Annotated in this window: 20 protein-coding genes; 6 read left to right on the top strand and 14 right to left on the bottom strand. The window is 43.7% G+C overall.

Annotated elements, in window-relative coordinates:
- Nucleotides 1-230 precede the first annotated feature (230 nt).
- Nucleotides 231-884, top strand: coding sequence for a flavin prenyltransferase UbiX (locus H6F41_RS04145; RefSeq protein ID WP_190402213.1), 654 nt, complete (start codon nt 231-233; stop codon nt 882-884).
- A gap of 2 nt (nt 885-886) precedes the next feature.
- Complete coding sequence (locus tag H6F41_RS04140) at nt 887-1,471, top strand: LapA family protein (RefSeq protein ID WP_190402212.1); 585 nt, start codon at nt 887-889, stop codon at nt 1,469-1,471.
- Between the two features lie 86 nt (nt 1,472-1,557).
- Here H6F41_RS04140 and ilvN read toward each other — a convergent pair whose 3' ends face one another.
- The 4 genes from ilvN to H6F41_RS04120 form a co-directional block, all read right to left on the bottom strand.
- Nucleotides 1,558-2,097 carry an acetolactate synthase small subunit gene (gene ilvN / locus H6F41_RS04135; protein ID WP_190402211.1) on the bottom strand — a complete coding sequence of 180 codons (540 nt, stop codon included), beginning with the start codon at nt 2,095-2,097 and terminating at the stop codon, nt 1,558-1,560.
- Between the two features lie 74 nt (nt 2,098-2,171).
- A complete protein-coding gene (locus H6F41_RS04130) occupies nt 2,172-4,310 on the bottom strand; it encodes a DHHA1 domain-containing protein (protein WP_190402210.1) in 2,139 nt (712 codons plus the stop codon).
- Between the two features lie 60 nt (nt 4,311-4,370).
- Nucleotides 4,371-5,042 (bottom strand): Uma2 family endonuclease, encoded by a 672-nt coding sequence (locus H6F41_RS04125; protein WP_242022904.1) that lies wholly within the window; start codon nt 5,040-5,042, stop codon nt 4,371-4,373.
- 81 nt (nt 5,043-5,123) lie between these two features.
- The gene (locus H6F41_RS04120; RefSeq protein ID WP_242022903.1) at nt 5,124-6,290 is read right to left on the bottom strand and encodes a single-stranded-DNA-specific exonuclease RecJ; all 1,167 of its coding nucleotides are present in this window, start codon (nt 6,288-6,290) and stop codon (nt 5,124-5,126) included.
- Nucleotides 6,291-6,348: 58 nt separating this feature from the next.
- On the opposite strand from H6F41_RS04120, the gene H6F41_RS04115 reads away from it, so the two are divergent.
- Nucleotides 6,349-7,461: a histidine kinase gene (locus tag H6F41_RS04115; protein ID WP_190402209.1), complete on the top strand. Its 1,113-nt coding sequence runs from the start codon at nt 6,349-6,351 to the stop codon at nt 7,459-7,461.
- Between the two features lie 41 nt (nt 7,462-7,502).
- On the opposite strand, the gene H6F41_RS04110 is transcribed toward H6F41_RS04115, so the two are convergent.
- Together H6F41_RS04110 and H6F41_RS04105 are read right to left on the bottom strand one after the other, a co-directional pair.
- Complete coding sequence (locus tag H6F41_RS04110; protein ID WP_242022902.1) at nt 7,503-8,228, bottom strand: NnrU family protein; 726 nt, start codon at nt 8,226-8,228, stop codon at nt 7,503-7,505.
- A 123-nt stretch (nt 8,229-8,351) separates the two neighbouring features.
- Complete coding sequence (locus tag H6F41_RS04105; protein ID WP_190402208.1) at nt 8,352-8,606, bottom strand: SemiSWEET transporter; 255 nt, start codon at nt 8,604-8,606, stop codon at nt 8,352-8,354.
- Between the two features lie 48 nt (nt 8,607-8,654).
- Here H6F41_RS04105 and coaE point away from each other — a divergent pair, with 48 nt between their 5' ends.
- Complete coding sequence (gene coaE, locus H6F41_RS04100) at nt 8,655-9,272, top strand: dephospho-CoA kinase (RefSeq protein ID WP_190402207.1); 618 nt, start codon at nt 8,655-8,657, stop codon at nt 9,270-9,272.
- A 113-nt stretch (nt 9,273-9,385) separates the two neighbouring features.
- Here the strand turns inward: coaE and secG are convergent, their stop codons facing one another.
- The 6 genes from secG to H6F41_RS04070 form a co-directional block, all read right to left on the bottom strand.
- Nucleotides 9,386-9,718: a preprotein translocase subunit SecG gene (gene secG, locus H6F41_RS04095; protein ID WP_190402206.1), complete on the bottom strand. Its 333-nt coding sequence runs from the start codon at nt 9,716-9,718 to the stop codon at nt 9,386-9,388.
- A 117-nt stretch (nt 9,719-9,835) separates the two neighbouring features.
- A complete protein-coding gene (gene ntcA, locus H6F41_RS04090) occupies nt 9,836-10,462 on the bottom strand; it encodes a global nitrogen regulator NtcA (RefSeq protein ID WP_190402244.1) in 627 nt (208 codons plus the stop codon).
- A gap of 353 nt (nt 10,463-10,815) precedes the next feature.
- Complete coding sequence (locus tag H6F41_RS04085; protein WP_190402205.1) at nt 10,816-11,814, bottom strand: ribose-phosphate pyrophosphokinase; 999 nt, start codon at nt 11,812-11,814, stop codon at nt 10,816-10,818.
- A 130-nt stretch (nt 11,815-11,944) separates the two neighbouring features.
- Nucleotides 11,945-13,222: a cell division protein FtsZ gene (ftsZ, locus tag H6F41_RS04080; protein ID WP_190402204.1), complete on the bottom strand. Its 1,278-nt coding sequence runs from the start codon at nt 13,220-13,222 to the stop codon at nt 11,945-11,947.
- Between the two features lie 151 nt (nt 13,223-13,373).
- A complete protein-coding gene (locus H6F41_RS04075; RefSeq protein WP_190402203.1) occupies nt 13,374-14,186 on the bottom strand; it encodes a cell division protein FtsQ/DivIB in 813 nt (270 codons plus the stop codon).
- A gap of 26 nt (nt 14,187-14,212) precedes the next feature.
- Nucleotides 14,213-14,506: a hypothetical protein gene (locus H6F41_RS04070; RefSeq protein WP_190402202.1), complete on the bottom strand. Its 294-nt coding sequence runs from the start codon at nt 14,504-14,506 to the stop codon at nt 14,213-14,215.
- A gap of 199 nt (nt 14,507-14,705) precedes the next feature.
- On the opposite strand from H6F41_RS04070, the gene htpG reads away from it, so the two are divergent.
- A complete protein-coding gene (gene htpG, locus H6F41_RS04065; RefSeq protein WP_190402243.1) occupies nt 14,706-16,601 on the top strand; it encodes a molecular chaperone HtpG in 1,896 nt (631 codons plus the stop codon).
- 34 nt (nt 16,602-16,635) lie between these two features.
- Here htpG and prmA read toward each other — a convergent pair whose 3' ends face one another.
- Both prmA and H6F41_RS04055 read right to left on the bottom strand, forming a co-directional pair.
- Nucleotides 16,636-17,559, bottom strand: coding sequence for a 50S ribosomal protein L11 methyltransferase (gene prmA, locus H6F41_RS04060; RefSeq protein WP_190402201.1), 924 nt, complete (start codon nt 17,557-17,559; stop codon nt 16,636-16,638).
- Nucleotides 17,560-17,654: 95 nt separating this feature from the next.
- Nucleotides 17,655-18,056 (bottom strand): DUF4346 domain-containing protein, encoded by a 402-nt coding sequence (locus H6F41_RS04055; protein WP_190402200.1) that lies wholly within the window; start codon nt 18,054-18,056, stop codon nt 17,655-17,657.
- Nucleotides 18,057-18,188: 132 nt separating this feature from the next.
- Here H6F41_RS04055 and H6F41_RS04050 point away from each other — a divergent pair, with 132 nt between their 5' ends.
- Nucleotides 18,189-19,928 carry a serine/threonine-protein kinase gene (locus H6F41_RS04050; RefSeq protein WP_190402199.1) on the top strand — a complete coding sequence of 580 codons (1,740 nt, stop codon included), beginning with the start codon at nt 18,189-18,191 and terminating at the stop codon, nt 19,926-19,928.
- Nucleotides 19,929-19,933: the final 5 nt, after the last annotated feature.

Below are 19,933 nucleotides of genomic sequence, written 5' to 3'. Positions count from 1 at the left end.
CCCAATAGGGTGAGAGCAAGCCATCCTTAAATATAGCGGAATTTGGCTGGGGAATGACTGTGACTCTCATTGCCACTAGGCTCAAGCTATGATTGTTAAAGCCTTTTGGGTTTGAGTAGCCTTACAACCTATTGAGGCTAAAAGTATTACCAAGAAATTTTTGAAAGTGGCGCTTTTAGAAATTTCTTTGGGTTTTAATTAGGCGCAAAGCGCTGTATATAGTGCCAGAAATGCAAAATCAAGAACAAGACAAAAAAGCGATTGTGTTAGGAGTATCTGGGGCATCGGGCATGATTTATGCGGTGAGAACGCTTAAATTTTTGCTAAATAATAACTACAACGTCGATCTGGTCGCCTCGAAGGCAGCGATGATGGTGTGGCAATCGGAAAATAGTATTGCTATGCCCAGTAATTTGCGATCGCAGGAACAGTTTTGGCGCGATCAAAGTGAGACGAGTGACGGCAAATTGATTTGCCATCAATGGGGGGATGTGGGGGCAACAATTGCCAGTGGCTCATTTCGGACATTGGGGATGCTGGTGATTCCTTGTAGTATGGCAACGGTTGCCAAAATTGCCCATGGACTTAGCTCTGATTTGTTGGAACGAGCCGCCGATGTGCATCTGAAAGAAGGACGAAGATTGGTAATTGTCCCCCGTGAAACTCCCCTCAGCCTGATTCATTTGCGGAATCTCACCACCCTCGCCGAAACAGGGGCGCGAATTGTGCCAGCCATTCCCGCTTGGTATCACAATCCCCAAACGATTGAGGATTTAGTGGATTTTGTGATTGCTAGAGCGCTCGATCAGCTAGATGTTGATGCTGACCTCATCCAACGGTGGCAGGGTAGAATGCCAACTAACCTCGCCGCAGGAGAATTGTAATTATGTCGCGATCGCGCTTTGATCAAAATACTAATGCTCCTAATGCCGCAAAAAAAAGTCCTGCTATTGTGATTGTCCAGCTTTTGCTGGTGGGCATCACGATCACACTACTGGCGGCAATCGTGATTCAAAATTTACAGCCTGCGGTACAGGTGATCCTGTTCGGGCAGAAGATGCTTGCCATCCCCTTAAGTGTGGCAATGCTGATCGCATTTGTAAGCGGCGGCATTTTGGCATTGGTAGTTAATGCGATCGCAAATTGGCGACAAAATGTACTAATTCGGCGAGCCGTCATTGCGGCAAAGTCTAGTTCTTCAACAACTAACTCTCAGACTTACTCTACATATGCTGAAGATGATGACGAATATGTAGATGAGGAGGATGAATACGAGGATGAAGATGCCGCACTAGATGATGATCTAGAGAATCTAAATGATCCGCTTGATGACGATGAAGTGGAAGAAGAGGATTATGTCGATGATGACCCTGACACCGTTCCCTATGGTGATCGCCCCAACATGCGATCGAGTGTGGCAACATCACCAAAAAACGATCGACCTCCCCTTGATGCCAAATTTATCCGATAAAAAAGTAGAGTGCCACCCGCGTAGTGGGTGACACTCTACTTTTTTCCTAGTGATGCGGCACAAAGCGTAGCCATAGATCCCAAAAACTAGAAATTAGAAATGGGATTACTTGAAGTATTCTTGGCAATTTTCAAATATTCTGTATTCACTCCCGACTCACGAGTTAGCGAAACCTTACCAGTACGAGCAATCTCGCGAATGCCAAACTTGTTTAACATTTTCAAAATCGCCACCATCTTGCCAGGATCGCCCACCACTTCGATCGTTAAGAAATCATCGGCAACATCAACGATACGAGCGCGGAAGATTTGCGATATTTCAATAATTTCCGATCGCACCGTGGGGGAAGCATTCACCTTGACCAGCATCAACTCGCGCTCGACACAGGGAATATCTGTAAAATCTAAAATTGTGATCACATTAATCAGTTTATGCAACTGCTTAGTGATTTGCTCAATCGTATGATCGTCGCCTGAGACAACCATCGTGATGCGTGTAAATCCATCTTGCTCGGCTGTCCCGACCGCAAGGCTTTCAATATTAAAGCCTCGGCGGGCAAACAAGCTAGCAATGCGGGTCAGCACGCCTGCCTCATCTTGAACGACAACGGAGAGAGTATGTTTCATGGTGACAAATTCGGCAAATAAACAGCACAGTAGACTATATTAATAACTTTGGTTACCTTATTGTGCCGATTAAACTACTTTTGTTCAAATAGTAAAGCAAGTTTTGCGATCGCAATTCCGTACCATTTTTGCATTCTGAGCAGTTCTCCTTCAAGGGGTAATGTCGGTGGAAACTCGCAGATGTAATTCAGTTCACGCAAAGCCGAAACAATCGCACTCGGAGACATCCACCATTGCTGTGAGATATCTAATAGATTTAGTTGCCCTATATTCTCTAAATCAAGGGATTGCACTTGGGCGCGAAATTGCTCAGACGAAGGAATTGGGGGAATATGGGAGCCTAGATAGATATAGTCTGGCTTCGCTGTGGCAACTAACCACTGTAAATGGGTGAATGATGGTGGCAAAGTCCACAAGACAATTGCGTGATAATTACCATCTCCCCCGACTCGATTACGATCTGGACGATCATAATCAACATCACCTTGAAACCGATCGGCTGGACGTTCGCAACCATATAGCAATAATGGTCGGGGTAAAGGACGTGGCGCTTCACTGAGTTTTTGCCACTGCGGGAATTTGGTAATTACGGGCGCAGGTTTATATTGCAGTTGCAGATGTTTGGGCAGATTGTGGCTATTTTGTGGTTTGGCAACTGTTGCCTCACGAATACCAACGACTTCTAACTCCACAGAGGTTGTGTCTTGCCACTGATTAGCGCGTAACTTGTAAGCAATATCCACATAATCAGGGACAGGGCAATATTCGCCCCAACGCCATGCGATCGCTTTGATTTTACCGTTACCCGTATCAAGCTCTAGAGATAGATGCTTGACCTTATCCTTGCCGCGAGTTTGTTGGGAAATGACGCGCACATTTTCGCTATAAAACACAGGATCAGCATTGCCGAGTCCGCAAGGTTGCAGGCGATCGCATTGTTGCAGAAGTGTCATTGAGATATCACTGAGATCGACGCGAACATCAATATTAATTAGGGGGCTAATGTGGCTGGGTAAAATATTTTCGCGATCGGCAAATTCTCGCAGACCTTGCCGCAGTTTCTCCAAATTTGCCGCAGGCATGGTAAAACCTCCCGCCGCCTTATGTCCACCACCTTTAAGACGAATACTCTTAATCGGCTCATATTCGATCGCCTCAAAAACATGAAATTCAGGGATTCCCCTTACCGAGAATCGCACAGTGGCAAATTGTTCAGAATCATCATCATGGGCATCTTCATAACTGCCAATAAATACAGGTGCGCCATAACGTTCCACCAACCGCGAAGCGACAATCCCAATCACGCCATGATGCCACCCCCTAGTCTTGCTCCCCTCTCCCTTCTTGGGAGAGGGGCTGGGGATGAGGGCTTTTTCCCTTTTGCTAGAGGAGATCGGAGTGAGTGCTTTTTCCTTCTTGGGAGGGGGATCGATTTTCCAACTTTGATCGCGTAACTTTTGTTTTTGATCGATAACTTGACGGGTTGAATCTTTATCGAGATCGATATTTTGGTCAAAAATTTGTGAGCGATTGAGGATATCCGCAGGTTGTTGGGGCGTGACAGTTTGATTGGTACTTTGCTGTGCTAGTTGATGTTCTTTTTCGCTCACCATTTGTGCCAATCGTTGCTTTTCTGTTTCAGCTTGACGGGCTTTTTCTTCAGCAAATTTCAGGGCGATCTCTTTCTGTTCAGCTTCAAGGCGAGATCGTTCGACAGCCGATTGACTATCATTGGCGATCCTTTGCAGTCTTTCAATTTCGGCTATCAATTCGGCGGTGGCATCGGTGGGCGCAGCAGGTGGCACGAATGCTCCTGCCCTAAAATTTCTGTCATTGCCAAATTCGCGATGAAACCAGATGCCTAACTCATGCGCATTTTCGAGGAGAGTGAGGGCTTGGCGGCTGTCATCTTTGCCTGTATGAGCGGCATTGTTGCCTCCTTTGCGAATGTTATGGAAAAGTTTAGAGACTTTACTAGAAATGATACCTTCTGCTTCAAGTCGTCTTAGCAAATCTACTTGTGCTTCATCTTCTGCTTGATAATGCCCTCTCTGGTCGGCGATGTGCTGGGCAAGACGCTCGGCAAATTGTCGCAGTTTGATGATGCAGGTATTACTGTCGCTATGGAAATACAGTTCAGCACGGGCAGCAAGGTTTACCAATTGTGGATCATGCTCGCGCAAAAAACTAAAATTTGTTGACTTTATTTCCATTTGCTCCTACCTTAAGTTGCTTCCTTCCAAACTGGCAAACTTCTCAATCTTTAGCACTCATCAGAATTGCTTCATTAGCCATGCAGTGACGGTTGATTGATTTTCTTGGCGACTGCGTTCGAGAGCTTGTTCTAATATTTCGAGTTTTAGTCCAGATAGCACTAGGGATTGGCGAATATGATGGCTGCTGCCATCTGGGGCGATCGCAAAGGCATAGATTTTCATAGTTTGGACATTGACGATCCAATATTCTTTGATGCCTAGTTCTTCGTATTGCAGGCGTTTTGTGCCGAGGTCATCGTTGAAGGTAGTGTCAGATATTTCGATGACAAGATCGGGTAAGGGATATTGCTCGAGGTCAATGATGCGCGTTCCCCAAGCGATCGCATCGGCATTGTCACCAATGTAGTAGGAGACATCGGGCTGAAATTCGATTTTTCCTAATTGGCGATAGGAACAGGCATCATGTCCATTGAGTGGAATGCTTCGCATTGCTGCAAACAATCCCACAATCATAATGATGGTCATGTGAACTTTGGCGTGATCGGAACCTGTGGACATATCCTCAAATCTCATCTGGTGGTTGTAATAGTAACTTTTGCATTTGCCACTATCGGTTGCATCGGCGATCGCCACAAATTCTGTCCAAGAGGCACTAATCCATGTGTTTAGTTGGCTTGAGGCTGGTTTGAGTAATGTGTTCATAATGACTTTACCTAACTTAAACTTCATAATACCAATTCACAAAAGTGTGACCACAATGTTTGTGAATTGAAAACTAAACTCAGTAAGGGTTTTCAAACAAAGAAATAGCTATGCCATTTCTTTGTTTCCCTTGGGATCAGGATAGAGAGTATCCTGCACCTCCCGATCAACTATTACTAAAACTCGCTCTTGAGTAATATCAAAGCCCTCTGATTTGAGCTTTGACATATAGGCGATTGCTTCTTGTTCAATCTCTTTGCAAAGATCTTGGCGCTGGCGATTGGTGGCTTCACATTCTTGAGCCAAGATAATCGCTTGCCCCATGTCCTCGCAGGTTAACAAATCAATAATTACCTGCGGATTACCAATTCGCCCGATCGCATTAATACGCGGTCCTAGTCCAAACCCAATCGCTTCAGGTTTTAAACCTGTTTGTTTATCCTTAGCAATTCCCGTTTCATTAATCAGGGCAATAATGCCAATTACTTTAGATTGCGATAGTAGGCGTAAACCTTTTTTGACTAATCGGCGATTAATACCTGTGAGTGAAGCAAGATCGGCGATTGTGCCAAGGGTGAATAATTCTAATAAAGGATTCTCTAATTCGGCACGTTTGCCGAAGCGATCGCTTAATTCCAACGCCAACACGTAAGCGACACCGACACCTGCGATCGCAGCATAGGGAGAATCGGGTGCAACCTGATATTTAGGATTTAAGATTGCCGTTGCGGGGGGGATTTTGCTAGTGTCTTCGGGGACTTCGTGGTGGTCGGTGACAATTACAGAAATATTTAATGATTTGGCAAGGGCAATTGCCTCATAGGCAGCGATGCCATTATCCACGGTAATAATTAATTTGACGTTGCGATCGCAACAATCTTGAACAATACGCTGATTAATTCCATAGCCTTCAGTCATGCGACTGGGGATCTCATATTCGACAATGCCACCTAATAAACGCAGGGTACGAATGAGCAAAGCCGTACTAGTCATCCCATCAACATCGTAGTCACCACAGATAACAATGCGATCGCAATTCTTAATCGCCCGCTCAATACAGTCAATACTAGTAATTAAATCAGGAAATTCTCGCTTAGGATCGGGTAGTGCCTCTAATTCAGGATCAAGAAAGATTTTGGCAGCTTCGGGACTATTAATACCCCGATTTAACAAAACCTGCGCAATTATCGGTGAAAGTCCCGTTGAACTGGCAATCGTCTCTGACAACTCTGGTTGAGGTGAGAAAATCTGCCATCGCTGTTGAGGTAAAACCATGAGAACAATAATATAATTATTAAGAATGTCTTAAAATCCGTTGCGAGTCCGAAAACTAATGAGGACTATTCCAACATTACCTGAATCAACCTTACAACTCTTACTATTTATTGACGATCGCCCCAAGGCAAAGGATTTAGTCAAAGAAGTGGAGGAATTTTTGCAACGCGAAAGTGAATGTCGCTCTGAACTACAGGTCATCAACGTGGCAAGTCAGCCACAGCTTGCCGAACTATTTAAAGTGGTGATGTCGCCAGCGCTTCTCAAATTATCACCTTTACCACGGCAAACAATCGCAGGGAAAAATATCCTCTCACAACTTGAAACCTGTTGGGATACATGGAAACAGCAAGTATTAGATCAGACAACCAATCATCCCCCTGAACTCGCTCAAAATATTGATTACATGAACGAGGTTGCTAGGTTAGCCGACGATGTATTTCGGTTGTCACAGGAAAAAGCCGAGATTGAAGAGCAAATTCGTTTTAAAGATCGGGTATTGGGAATGCTTGCCCACGACCTCCGCAACCCATTAACAGCAATTTTGCTAGCCATTGATACGATCGAAAAAAGTGGCGATAAAATCGACCCACAAATGGTATCGCGCCTACTCAAACATGCTCGGAATAAGGCAAGGGATGCCGATAGTATGATCACCGATATTCTCGAAGCAGGTAGAGGAGCAAATACTAAGTTTCGGACGCAACGCCAAAAAATTCAATTTGATCAGCTTTGTCACAGTGTCATCAGCGATTTTTATTTCAATAAATGCTTAGAGGGGAAACATCAAAAATTAATCAAGGATATTCCCACGGATTTACCGCCTGTCTATATCGATCAAGAAAAAATCCGTCAAGTTTTAATCAATCTATTGGGGAATGCCACTAAATACACGCCTGAAGGCGGCAAGATCGAGCTAACGGTCATGCATCGCACCGCCCAAAAAATTGAAATTAGCATTACTGATAATGGTCCCGGTATTCCTGCGGAAATGCGCGATCGCGTTTTTGAAGAGCGCTATCGTCTAGAACGAGATGATGAGGCTGATGGCTATGGAATTGGTCTGTCCCTTTGCCGTCGGATTATTAATGCCCACTACGGTCATATCTGGGTCGATGATGCAATCGGCAAAAAAGGCAGTTGCTTCCGATTTACGCTACCAGTTTACTAATAACCGAAGGGGACGCAATGTGCCCCCTTCGGTTATAGATGTTATAAATTTAGATTGGCTGAAGCCGTAATTACGATCGGATGTAGCCATCGGAACAACAGAACTGTAATAGCAACACCAATATAGGCAGGACGGACAAATTCTTGTAAGACCAGTTGCTGGCGACCTTGGGCAATTGCCAAAAATGGCAAAACTGAAGTGCGTTCCTTCACCGCCAAAAAAGCATCGCCGTAACGCTTAAACAAACGCTGATCGCCATGCCATACAGCAAATAAATGATAAACAACCAATGCGATCGCAGTTGTCAAAGTGAAAGATGATCCCACCCAAAGCGCATGGGCAATTCCCCATAAACATTGACCAATCATTTGAGGATGGCGACAAATACGAATGATCCCCGTTTCAAACAAATGTACTTCTGGTCTTTTAATCGCCGCAACTTCAGTTAAGTTAAACGTAGCAGGATAGAGAAACAAGAAGGAAATTGCTGAAAGAATCCATACAAACTCATATACGCCCGTAACTGCCTTGACATCCCATAACTGCACGCCATCATAACGGTGGTTAAAGAAATAAATCATCAGCAAGACCGCCAAAGGAATACTAACTAAGGCAAAAATCACACGATATAGCCTTGCCCCAATTCGTTCCTCTGCCCACATCCTTAATTCGGCAAGCCCACTGTGGGCGATTGCAAAGCCCAAAATCAGACCTAGCATCACAAAATGCGTGAGATAGTTTGAGAAGAATTCGCTAAGAGAGGTCATGTTAACTAGGGACAAAAAATGAAAGAGAATCGTAATAAATTTTAACTTTTATTGCCTAGCTTTTAAGGATAGGTAGAACTAAAACCTGTGGTGCACGCTGCGCGTGCGCCACAGGTTTTAGCTTTAACCATGCTTGAGTTTGAACCGTAAGATTGCTAAATTCAAAACTAAGGTAACTGCATTGGCAATCACAATGGGCGAACCATTTACCAAAACCCCATACGCCAACCACAAAGCCACACCTGCAATAAAAGCAATTAACATCGGTAAGGAAATATCTTTAGTTGATCGCGATCGCCAAACTTTGATCACCTGCGGTAAAAAAGCCAATGTCGTTAGAGACGCAGCCATAAACCCCACAATATCTTTGATTTCCATAAGTTCTCAACTTTTATTCCTAGATTTCGAGTCACTATCTCCAAAACTATGCAGCAACGCATTATCGGGCTTACAGGGGGAATTGCCACGGGTAAAACCACTGTTTCTGATTACTTACACCATACCTATGGCTTACCAATTTTGGATGCGGATATCTATGCAAGGCAGGCTCTCACCAATGAGCGGCTCAGCAAAATTTGTGATCGCTATGGCAAATTAATATTTGATGATCAAGGTCATCTCGATCGGCGCAAGCTCGCTGCGATTGTCTTTGACAGCGAAATTGAACGTCAATGGCTAGAAAGCCTAATTCATCCATACGTCCGAGAATGTCTACAATCTGAAGCCAATCGTCTTGCACCATCAACCGTTGTCATGGTGATCCCCTTACTTTTTGAAGCAAATATGCAGAATTTGGTAACTGAGACTTGGGTGATTGCTTGCGATCCCCAACAGCAATTACAAAGACTAATGCAACGCAATCAGCTCTCAAAATCTGAAGCTATACAAAGGATTTGCAGTCAAATATCACAATCAGAAAAAATTGAACTCTCAGATGTCGTAATTGTTAACTCTGACAATACCCAAGATTTATTTTTTCAAGTCGATCAAGCTTTGCTTAATTCACCACTTGGGTTGTATACTCCCTTCCCAGTGAAAGATTAGACGTTGCGTCGCGAAGCGCCGCAACACTAATTCTTGGGTTTTAATGTCTATTTTTAGACTGTGGGAAAGCAATCTCGCCCCAAAAGAAAAGGAGCGAAATCGCTCCTTTTCTTTTATGGAGTTGCTGGCGTTGTGGCAGGCAAATCTAAGGGAATTGGCTGGGCATTAGGAACAGTATTTGTGGCGGGGGCAATTTGAGCAGGGGGAGAAGTAACTGTTGAGGTTGTAAACCAACCACCGCTAAGCACTACAGTTAAGCCCAAAAAAGCAGCAGTTAAGAACCAAGTCACACGGTTAAGAGCAGTTTCTGCACTTTTGGTGCTGGAAAATAACTGAGCTTGTCCACTAAAGCCACCTAAGCCGTCACTTTTAGGACTATGTAACAATATGAGAACTACTAAACAAATAGCAACAACTGACCAAATTACTTTTAATGTTTCGTACATTTTAGATACTTTCTATTGATGGTTTTCTATACACAGCTTAGCGTATCAATACTTTGATTAGAAGATTGACATCACACTTTGCCGCAGATCTAACTAATTACACAAACTTACTCCAACTTAAGCAAACTGTTGTCCTAGCTCAATTGGATTATGCACAGTAATCCGTTTCTTAGAAATGGCAATCATCTTTTGTTTGCGTAAATCACCGAGTAGCCTTGTCACAGTCACTCGTGTTGAGCCAATTGCCTCTGCGATCGCTTGGTGCGAAAGTTTTAGATCGATCGTTACCCCATCTGCCGAAGGTGTACCAAAATCACGACAGAGAATCAACAAAAAGCTAACTAATCTTGATCCCATATCACGATGAGCTAAGGTTTCGATCATCATCTCCGTTTGTAAAATGCGCGATGATAGCCCCCTTAATAACACCATCGGTAACTCAGTATCTTCTTTGAGGGCCTTCTCAACTTGATCGATGGGGACAGAAAGCAACTCCACAGGCGTAAAGGCAACGGCATGATAAAAGCGATCAGAGCGATTACCTGTAATTAAAGATAAAACTCCGAATACACTATTTTCTCGCAATAGGGCTACCGTAATTTCTTCACCTGCTTCGTAAACTCTCGAAAGTTTTACTGCTCCTTTAACTAAAAAGTAAAAACGCTCCGCAGGATCACCAGGGAAAAAAATTGTCTTACCGCGTTCAAACGTTTCTGTCATGGGAGGAAACATTCCCCCATTCATTTCGCGAAAGACTTCAACAAGAGCACGGTCTGCCAAGCTTATACACCCTCTTTAGCCAAAAATAAAACAATATATAAACTATCGTATAAGACACTTTACGCTTTAGCTAAACCTTACTAAATGTTTTTAAAGATTAAATTTATAGCTATTGCTATCGAGTTACTGCGCTTAGCGCAGTAACTCGTCTTTTGGATAAGACTAATGGCAGCTACAATAACTTTCAAAAACATTTAGATATAGCTTAGTTAATGGGAAATCCTTATAACTCATAGGTTTAAGTAATTAACATCACTTAAACTTACTACATAACTGTAGTTTGTATCGTGGGATACGCTTTTACATTAAAGCGATCACTACCGAAACATACTACTTACAGAGGTATCTTCATGGACGCGCCAGATTGTTTCACCTAATAGATCTGCTACCGACAGTACCCGTAGCTGAGAGAAATAGCTGTCTTGTCTCACAGGTGTTGAGTTCGTAACGATGACTTCCTCAAATACTCCACTAGACAGGCGATCTATGGCAGGAGGCGAGAAAATAGCATGGGTGGCACAGGCATATACCTGTCTTGCCCCTTCTTTCCGCAGTAGTTTCGCAGCTTCATAGATGGTTCCAGCCGTATCAATCATGTCATCAACAAGAACAGCAGTTTTGCCATTGACATCACCAATCACATTCATCACCTCCGCCACATTATGGCTTTGGCGACGCTTATCAATGATTGCCAGAGGTGCATCATCCAGTTTTTTGGCGAAGGCTCGAGCGCGAGCTACTCCACCAACATCTGGAGAAACTACTACTAAATCAGGTAAATTCTTTTCCTTGAGGTAATCAAACAGCACAGGAGCGCCATAGACATGATCACAAGGAATATCAAAATATCCTTGGATTTGTGCTGAGTGTAGATCCATGGCAATTACGCGATCAGCACCAGACTGGACGATCAAGTTAGCAACTAGCTTTGCGGTAATTGATTCTCGACCTGCGGTTTTGCGATCGGCGCGAGCATAGCCGTAGTAGGGCATGACCGCCGTAATTTGTCTTGCTGATGCACGACGACAGGCATCAATCATGATTAGCAATTCAGTTAAATGGTCATTGACAGGGCGACAGGTGGGTTGAATCAAATAAACGTCACAACCACGAATTGATTCCTGTACCTGTACATAAACTTCCCCATCGGCGAAATTTTTGCGTACCATCGGCCCTAGTTCAATCCCTAAATAGCGGGAAATTTCTTGGGCAAGCGGCAGGTTTGCCGATCCAGCAAACAGCCTAAGTCGATCTTCACCGCTATTTAAAGAAGGTAGTCTGTGAAGTCCGTGCCTAGTAGTTGTTAAGTGTGTCACTGCAATTTATCAAGAGTTAACATAGCCATATGCTTCTATTGTCGTGCTTAATTAGCTCTTATTAGCATTAATTTACGACAAAATTAGATTGAAATAGACAGAATTGTATTTCTGTTGATTTCTGTTGACTTTATTTTGGAGAACGACGACGTTGGAGAAAATCAGGAATGTCTAGTCCTGGCTTGCTAAGTTTGTTTTCTGGCTGTACAGCACTAGTAGTCGATGAAGACTTAGTTGGTTGGCTAGGTGGTAGGGGTGGGACTTTCTTGGAGATTTGGGGTGGAATTGCAGGATGATTTTTGGGCGTAAAGCCAGTTGCAATTACCGTGATTCTGATTTCACCGTCCATCTTCGGATCAATAACTGCACCAAAAATAATATTGGCGTTGGGATCGACCACTTCGTAAATTGTCTCTGCGGCTGCATTTACTTCGTGAAGTGTCATATCCTCACCACCTGTAATATTGAAGACTACACCACTGGCTCCTTCGACTGAAGTCTCAAGCAAAGGTGAAGAAATTGCGGTCATGGCGGCTTCTCTTGCTCTAGACTTGCCTGAACCGATGCCAATACCCATCATGGCTGAGCCTGCATCTGCCATAACTGCACGGATGTCAGCAAAGTCAACGTTAACTAAGCCGGGGATCATGATGATGTCGGAAATGCCCTGCACGCCTTGCCGCAGGATATCGTCAGCGACCCGAAATGCTTCTTGGACTGGGGTTTGTTCAGAAATGACTGAGAGTAACTTGTCATTGGGGATCACAATCAAAGTATCAACACGGCTTTGTAAGCCAGCGATTCCTTCTTCAGCCTGTTGTCCACGACGACGACCTTCAAAGGTGAAAGGACGAGTTACTATGCCCACAGTCAATGCGCCTGCTTCCTTGGCGACCTCAGCAATAATGGGGGCAGCTCCTGTGCCAGTGCCACCGCCCATACCTGCGGTAATAAAAACCAGATCGGCTCCTTCAACGGCTGCGGCAATATCATCACGGGATTCTTCGGCAGCTTTCTGCCCGATCGCAGGATTACCGCCAGCACCCAAGCCTCTGGTCAATTTTTGACCCATTTGAAAACGTTTAGAAGCAGAAGATTGTAGTAAAGCTTGAGCATCGGTATTAAAAGACCAGAACTCTACACCAACCACATCACTTGCGATCATGCGATTTACAGCATTGCCACCGCCGCCGCCAACACCAATTACTTTAATTTTTGCAACACTGCCCAACATGATATTATCCGCTTTTGCATCAACGCCTAACTGCTGCTTCATCCGATTGTGAGAGTGACTTGGGTTAAGTCTAGAGTTATTTGAAAACTCAGAAAGTTCATCCATTTGCACGTCTACTTCTCCGTTTTCTGAACCATTTGAGTCCAAATTTGACCAGTCATTTTGAGATATCATTTATTGAAGGATGTCATAAATAGAATCGTGTTTGCTGATGCTCTTTAGATCTTTTAAAGTTTAAAACACATTTGGTTCAGAAGACTGAATTACAGTTTAAACCTACCAGAAAGAAATAATAATAGCCTTAAATTGGTAATGACATAGAGATTTAAGATTTTGTTTCAGCAGATTTTTCTTGGAGTGGCTCATTCATTTCTAAGATTGGCTTGTCAGGCTCGGTAATGTCAATATGTTTGAGGCTTTTAGGATCAATTTTGGTCGAAAACATTCTCATCCTGTCGAGTTCTTCTAACTGTCTATTAAAAAGCTTCGGCTCGTATGTACCAAAATATACTAATCCCAATTCTGTTGTTAGGGCTAGATTTGATTCGTCGCGGGCATCGACCTGAGAGATTTTGATTTGGCTTTGGCTAACTTGAGTATATAGTTCTGACCATTGCTTGATGGGGCGATTTTCTGGCTCTAAAACGACTAGATTTGGTTTTTTGATATTGGGAGGATAGGCTTTAGTGGGCATCCATATGCCTTCATTGTCCAGGAATCCCTGTTGACCTTTGCGTGTAGCGCTGGCAATCGGTGCGCGTTCTTGAACTTTGATCGTTAACTTAAAGGGGAAAATTGTGCGCGAGATTGATGCGCTAGAGATTGGGACAGATGATTCTAGTTTTTGAGCAATCTCTTGGGGCTGAATTTGAAAGATTGATTGGGGATATTTGAGTGGCAGTGCCTTTTTGATTGTCTCTTCAGAGAGTAAGTTATTTCCCTCAATTTCAATTTGATTGGCACTGCGTAGTTGCCATTCTGGAAGCATAGCAACCCACAACATTCCCCCAGTGATGCCTGTGATGAATGCTATTTGCCAAATGCGTTGAAAGATGCGAAGTCGGCGTTGTTTTCGCAGTTGTTTGCGGCGCGCCACATAGTCTGCCTCTCCAGTGGAGATAGGGAATTCAACGGTCATCTTTGATCCTACCTGTTGCTGTGCTGCTAGGAGTCGGAGGAGGGACTACTAGCAAATTGTCGTTCCAGCATAGCAACGATTTCTGCTCTTCGGTTAGAAATGGCGAGGGGATCATTAGTTGCGGGGCGCAAAAACATTACTTGTTCAGTATGTTTATAGTTAGATACTTGTTTTTTGTGCATTAAGGACTGGATTGCCTTGACAAAAAATATGACTGCACTGATTACTAAAAGTACAGACACTGAGATGTAGATAATTGCTGCGATCGCCATATCTGTATGTGTGGATTCAAAAGTGCTGCTATCACAATAGATGAGCAAATTGGGTTTTTCAACTTAGCGTTACAAAAATGTATAGACTGGCTTTGCAAACCTTCATACTCATTGGGAAGGGTGTAGGTACGGAGAACGCGACAACCTCTGGGGATTTGCTTTGGTGTTGGTTCGGTATAATCAGGCTTGATTGACACTCAGTAACATTTAGCAACACATTTAGTAATAAGTAGGAGCTTTGCAAGCTATGCAAGAGCAGGGAACGATCAGCATTCATACCGAGAATATCTTTCCCATTATCAAGAAGGCTTTATATTCAGAACGAGACATCTTCTTGCGGGAATTGATTTCTAATGCAGTGGACGCAATTAGTAAGCTGAAGATGGTGTCTTATGCTGGCGAAACTAATCATTCTGCTGAGCCAGAAATTGTGGTGACGATTGATAAGGATAAGAAAACCCTTGCGATCGCAGATACGGGCATCGGCATGACCGCAGATGAAGTAAAAAAATATATTAACCAAGTTGCCTTTTCTAGCGCTCAGGAATTTGCGACCAAGTACGCCAACAGTGGCACAGGTGATCAACAAATCATTGGTAACTTTGGTTTAGGGTTTTATTCGTCATTTATGGTGGCGAGTAATGTCGAGATTGATACGCTGTCCTATAAAGAAGGGTCAGAGGCGGTGCATTGGTCTTGTGATGGCTCGACTACGTTTACCTTAGACGATAGCGATCGCAAAACTGTGGGGACGACTATCACCCTCACTTTGCAAGAAGATGCTGAAGAATATCTGAATGAGTTTGATATTAAGCGGATGATTCGCAATTATTGCGACTTTATGCCCGTGCCGATCAAGCTCAATGATGAAGTAGTCAACAAGCAAACGGCTTTATGGGACAAGTCGCCTAAATCAGTTACTAATGAAGAATATCTAGAGTTTTACCGCTATCTCTATCCCTACCAAGACGATCCACTATTCTGGATTCATCTAAATACGGACTATCCGTTTGTGATTAAGGGGATTTTATATTTCCCGAAAATGAAGGCGGATATCGACCCCAATCGCGGACAGATCAAGTTGTTCTGCAATCATGTTTTTGTCAGTGACAATTGCGATGATGTGATTCCTAAATTCTTGATGCCGTTGCGCGGGGCGATCGATAGTACCGATATTCCTTTAAACGTTTCTCGCAGCTTCTTACAGGGCGATCCCAAGGTTCGCAAGATTCAAGATTTTATTGCCAAGAAGGTGGGCGATCGTTTGACCTCACTTTATAGTGAGTCTCGCGAGGAATTCTTGAAGTGCTGGCAAGATATCAGTATCTTTATGAAGTTTGGCTCGATGAACAGTGATAAGTTTTATCAGCAAGTTAAAGATATTTTGGTGTATGCCACCACTAGCGAAGCCGAAGAGGTCAAGAGCGAAAGTGGTAACTATACTACTTTGCAGTCCTATTTAGAGCGCAACAAGGCGGAACACGAAAACCAAGTTTTCTATACTTCTGACCCGATTGCACAGGGAACTTATGTGGAGTTGCATAAGAACCAAGGCATTGAGGTTCTGACCTTTGATGCATTTATCGATAGTCACTTTATTAATTTCCTTGAGCGTGAATTTAAGGATATTAAGTTTGCCCGTGTCGATGCGGAAATTGACGATCGCCTTGTGGATAAAGAATCGAAGACCGAAATTGTCGATCCGAAAACTAATAAGACTAAAAGCGATCATCTCCAAGATATTTTCCGCGCCGCGCTGAATAAACCAAAATTGGTAATTCGCACAGAGGCAATTAAGGCTGAGGATGCGGCTTCGGCTCCACCTGCGATCATTCTATTGCCAGAGTCAGCTCGTCGGATGCAAGAGATGATGGCCTTGATGCAGCAAGGTACAGTGAGCTTCCCTGAAGATCATATTTTGTTGGTAAATACGGCTCATCCATTGATGGAAAAGCTGATCGATCTTGATAGTAGTCAAGTTTTGGTGGGTGGCAAATCAGAATCGGCGGATCTTGCCAATTTAATTTGTACCCATGTCTATGACCTTGCCTTGATGGCACAGAAGAGCTTTGATGCTGACAGCATGAAGGGATTTTTGCAGCGTTCTAATCAATTACTGACTAAGTTGACTAGCAAAATCTAAACAAGAAAGGGTCGCAAAGCGACCCTTTCTTGTTTTAGTATTCAGAGCGTCTAATGGTCAAACAAGCCCATTCTTGACGTTTCCAGAATGTTGCGACTACCCATTTATGATCATCTAGAGCCTTTGCGACTTTGGGAACTTGTTCGATTAAAATGCCGCTTAAAATCCCCCAGCCATTTTCATCGACGAGTTGATCGAAATAGGGAACCATATCAACGATGATGTCAGCGAGGATATTGCAGGTAAAACCATTAGCTGGTTTGGGCATATTGGCAATTAAGTCCTGAATGCTGCCTTCTTGCACCCAGATTTTTTCTTCGGGAATATTGTTGAGTTGGCGGTTGTGGTTAGTGGCTTTGATTGCCAAGATGTCATTATCGATCGCAAAAGTTTGACTTGCGCCAATCAATAGTGCGCCAATACTGAGAATTCCTGAGCCACAGCCCACATCAGCGACAACGATATTATCTTCGGGCTTGACATCCCAAAGGCGCATTTCTAGAGCTTCTAAACAAAGCTGGGTGGTGGCATGAGCGCCCGTACCGAAGGCACTGCCAGGGTCGAGGCGTAAAACTTTGCGATCGCAGTCGGCAGGAGGGTCAATCCAAGCAGGATAGATGACCAACATATCACCCACCTCTTGCGGGTTCCAATGCTGTTTCCAACTTGATGACCAATCTTCATCATTGATGATTTTCCATTGGGTGACAGGAGGATCGTAGTTAACTGCGATCGCATCTTGTTCGAGCCATAGCGCCAGCGCCGCAAGATCTAAAACCTTACCTTTCTCCATCGGAATATAGCTACTGACATAGAGCTTGCCATCTTTTTTTTGAGTTGCCATCCCTTGGCAACCAAAACTTTGCAGCCGCCAAAAAATTTGTTCCTCTAGAGATTGGTCGGCAATTACTTGAACTTCCCACCAACTATTATTTGCGGTGATCATCGAAGGTGACATTTGGCGCTTATGACCGTTGTATGAATTATTTTTAATTAATGCTTAGTTATGTTGGCTGCATCCTCATCGCTTCAGCGTGAGAATTATCAAGCTTGCTAGTCTTGGATATATTCCTGTTGCTGTAACAGGGCATATTCAGCGCGTTGAGATTCACGACCTAAGTAAGCCGCATGTTCAAACATGCTGACAGGCACGTTCTGAGTATTTTCAAAAATATTGACACAGAGTTCCTTTGCCGTCCTCCCCGTAAAAAGCTGCACTGCTTGCCGATCGACTTTGCCCTTAGCAGGAATTGGTTTGCCAGTGTCAGGATCAACTGCTAAGCCTTGCTCATTGATGATATTGCTATAGTGCTTGGCACAAATTAGGTTTTGTTGACGATCAACATAAATAATAAAGTAACCGCTAGGATCAAGATCTAGCGATCGTTTAGATAATTCATCATCAATATTTTGGAGTTGTTGAGCGAGATTATTCGATTCAGCAGACAGATTCATTCACTTTGAGGGGCAAGAATATTTTTCTAATTAACCTATAATACGACTTACAGAGCGGATCAACAATCTCTTACTCCATTAGACTGTAAAGCGCTATAGTTTGCCCATACATCACGAAAGAGGCGATTAGTCATGCCAGCGAAGGTACTAGATGGAAGGTACAAATTAATTAAACAAATTGGTACAGGTGGGTTTGGGCATACCTTCATCGCTAGAGATATGCGTCGTCCCGGTTCACCACCTTGTGTTGTCAAACAACTCAAACCCGCTAGTGACGATCCAACATTTATTCGTGAGGCAAGACGATTATTTAACACGGAAGCAGAAACCCTAGAGAAGTTGGGTAAGCATGATCAAATCCCCCAGTTACTTGCCTATTTTGAGGAAGATAAACAATTTTTTTTAGTCCAAGAATTTATCGAAGGTAAATCACTCTATCGGCAACTCAAGGCTTCTTTGCCTGAAATTTCAGATTTAGATAACAAGACGCAAGAAAGAATTTTTCAAGAATTAGAACATATTGATGAGCCACCTAGGGATAAACAACTGACTGAGCTAGAAGTGCTTAAAATTTTGCAGGATGTGCTTGATGTTTTGGAATTTGTGCATTCAGAGGGGGTGATTCACCGTGATATTAAGCCAGACAACTTGATTTGCCGTAAGCAAGATCAAAAAATGGTCTTAATTGATTTTGGCGCAGTGAGAGCAATGCAGGATGCTAACTCTCAAGTTACTACGGAAAATGGAGAATCACGATTTACGGTGAGCATTGGTACACCAGGGTATATGCCAAGTGAGCAATGTGCAGGGCGACCCACCTATAGTAGTGATATTTATGCGTTGGGGATGGTTGCCATCAAGGCTTTAACGGGTTATGCACCGACGGATTTGCCGAGTGACCCCAATACGGGCGAGATAATTTGGCGGGATAAGGCAAAAGTGAGTAATGGTTTGGCGATGGTGTTGACGCGGATGATTCGCTATCACTATACCCAGCGATATCAATCTGTCCGTGAGGTCAAGCAAGGCATTGCAACCTTTGCGACCATGAATGAAGTGGAGCGCCAAGCGACGACTAGCAAAATTGTGAGAACAGTTAGTACAGATAAATCGACTTATAGTTTGGATAAAGCGAGATCGGATTATGCCTCATCCTCGCCTCGACGATCTGTGCCAGTTTCGACTGCACCGAACTCTAATTCAGGAGTTCTATTTTTATTTGGGGGATTATTAACCGTCGTTGCCATCATTTTTGCGTTTGTTTTGCCTGCGATGATGCGAAACAATCAGCCAACCGTTATTGTCAAGAATTCCCCGCCAGTATCGACACCAACTGATTATGTACCTAGCCCTGTGGCAACAGCTAGTCTGCCAGTGAATCAATTTGTAAATTTGCAAGTAAATCAGGATGCGTTAACTATTCCTAACAATATAGTTGGCAATGCTATCCATACCTATACGGTTCAAGCGAAGTCGGGGCAAGTGCTAAGTGCATCGATCGCAGGTAATGGGTTGGTGTTTACGGTGCTGAATGAGCAATCTTTTGCCTTGCCTAGTGCGGTAAATGTGGTTAGTGCGGATATTCCAATTGCTGTTGATGGTGCTTATATCGTGCAGATTAAGGGTTCAGGTAAAGCGAATGAGGGAAACTATCAGTTAAAACTGGCTTTGAAAGGAACAGAATCAATACCAACTAATCTGCAAACCAGTCCAACCAATAGCCCTATACCAACTATTACTGCTGCGCCAATGCCAACAGTCTCGCCCACCACAGGTACAGCAAGCCCTAGTCCATTAGCAACGCCAACGCCCACACCAACGCCTACAGAAGCCGCGCCGCCGCCGATAGAGATCAAAATTAGAAATCGTTAAAAGCT

The organism is Pseudanabaena mucicola FACHB-723, assembly GCF_014696385.1.
Taxonomy (GTDB): domain Bacteria; phylum Cyanobacteriota; class Cyanobacteriia; order Pseudanabaenales; family Pseudanabaenaceae; genus Pseudanabaena.
This window is presented reverse-complemented; position numbering and strand designations above follow the sequence as displayed.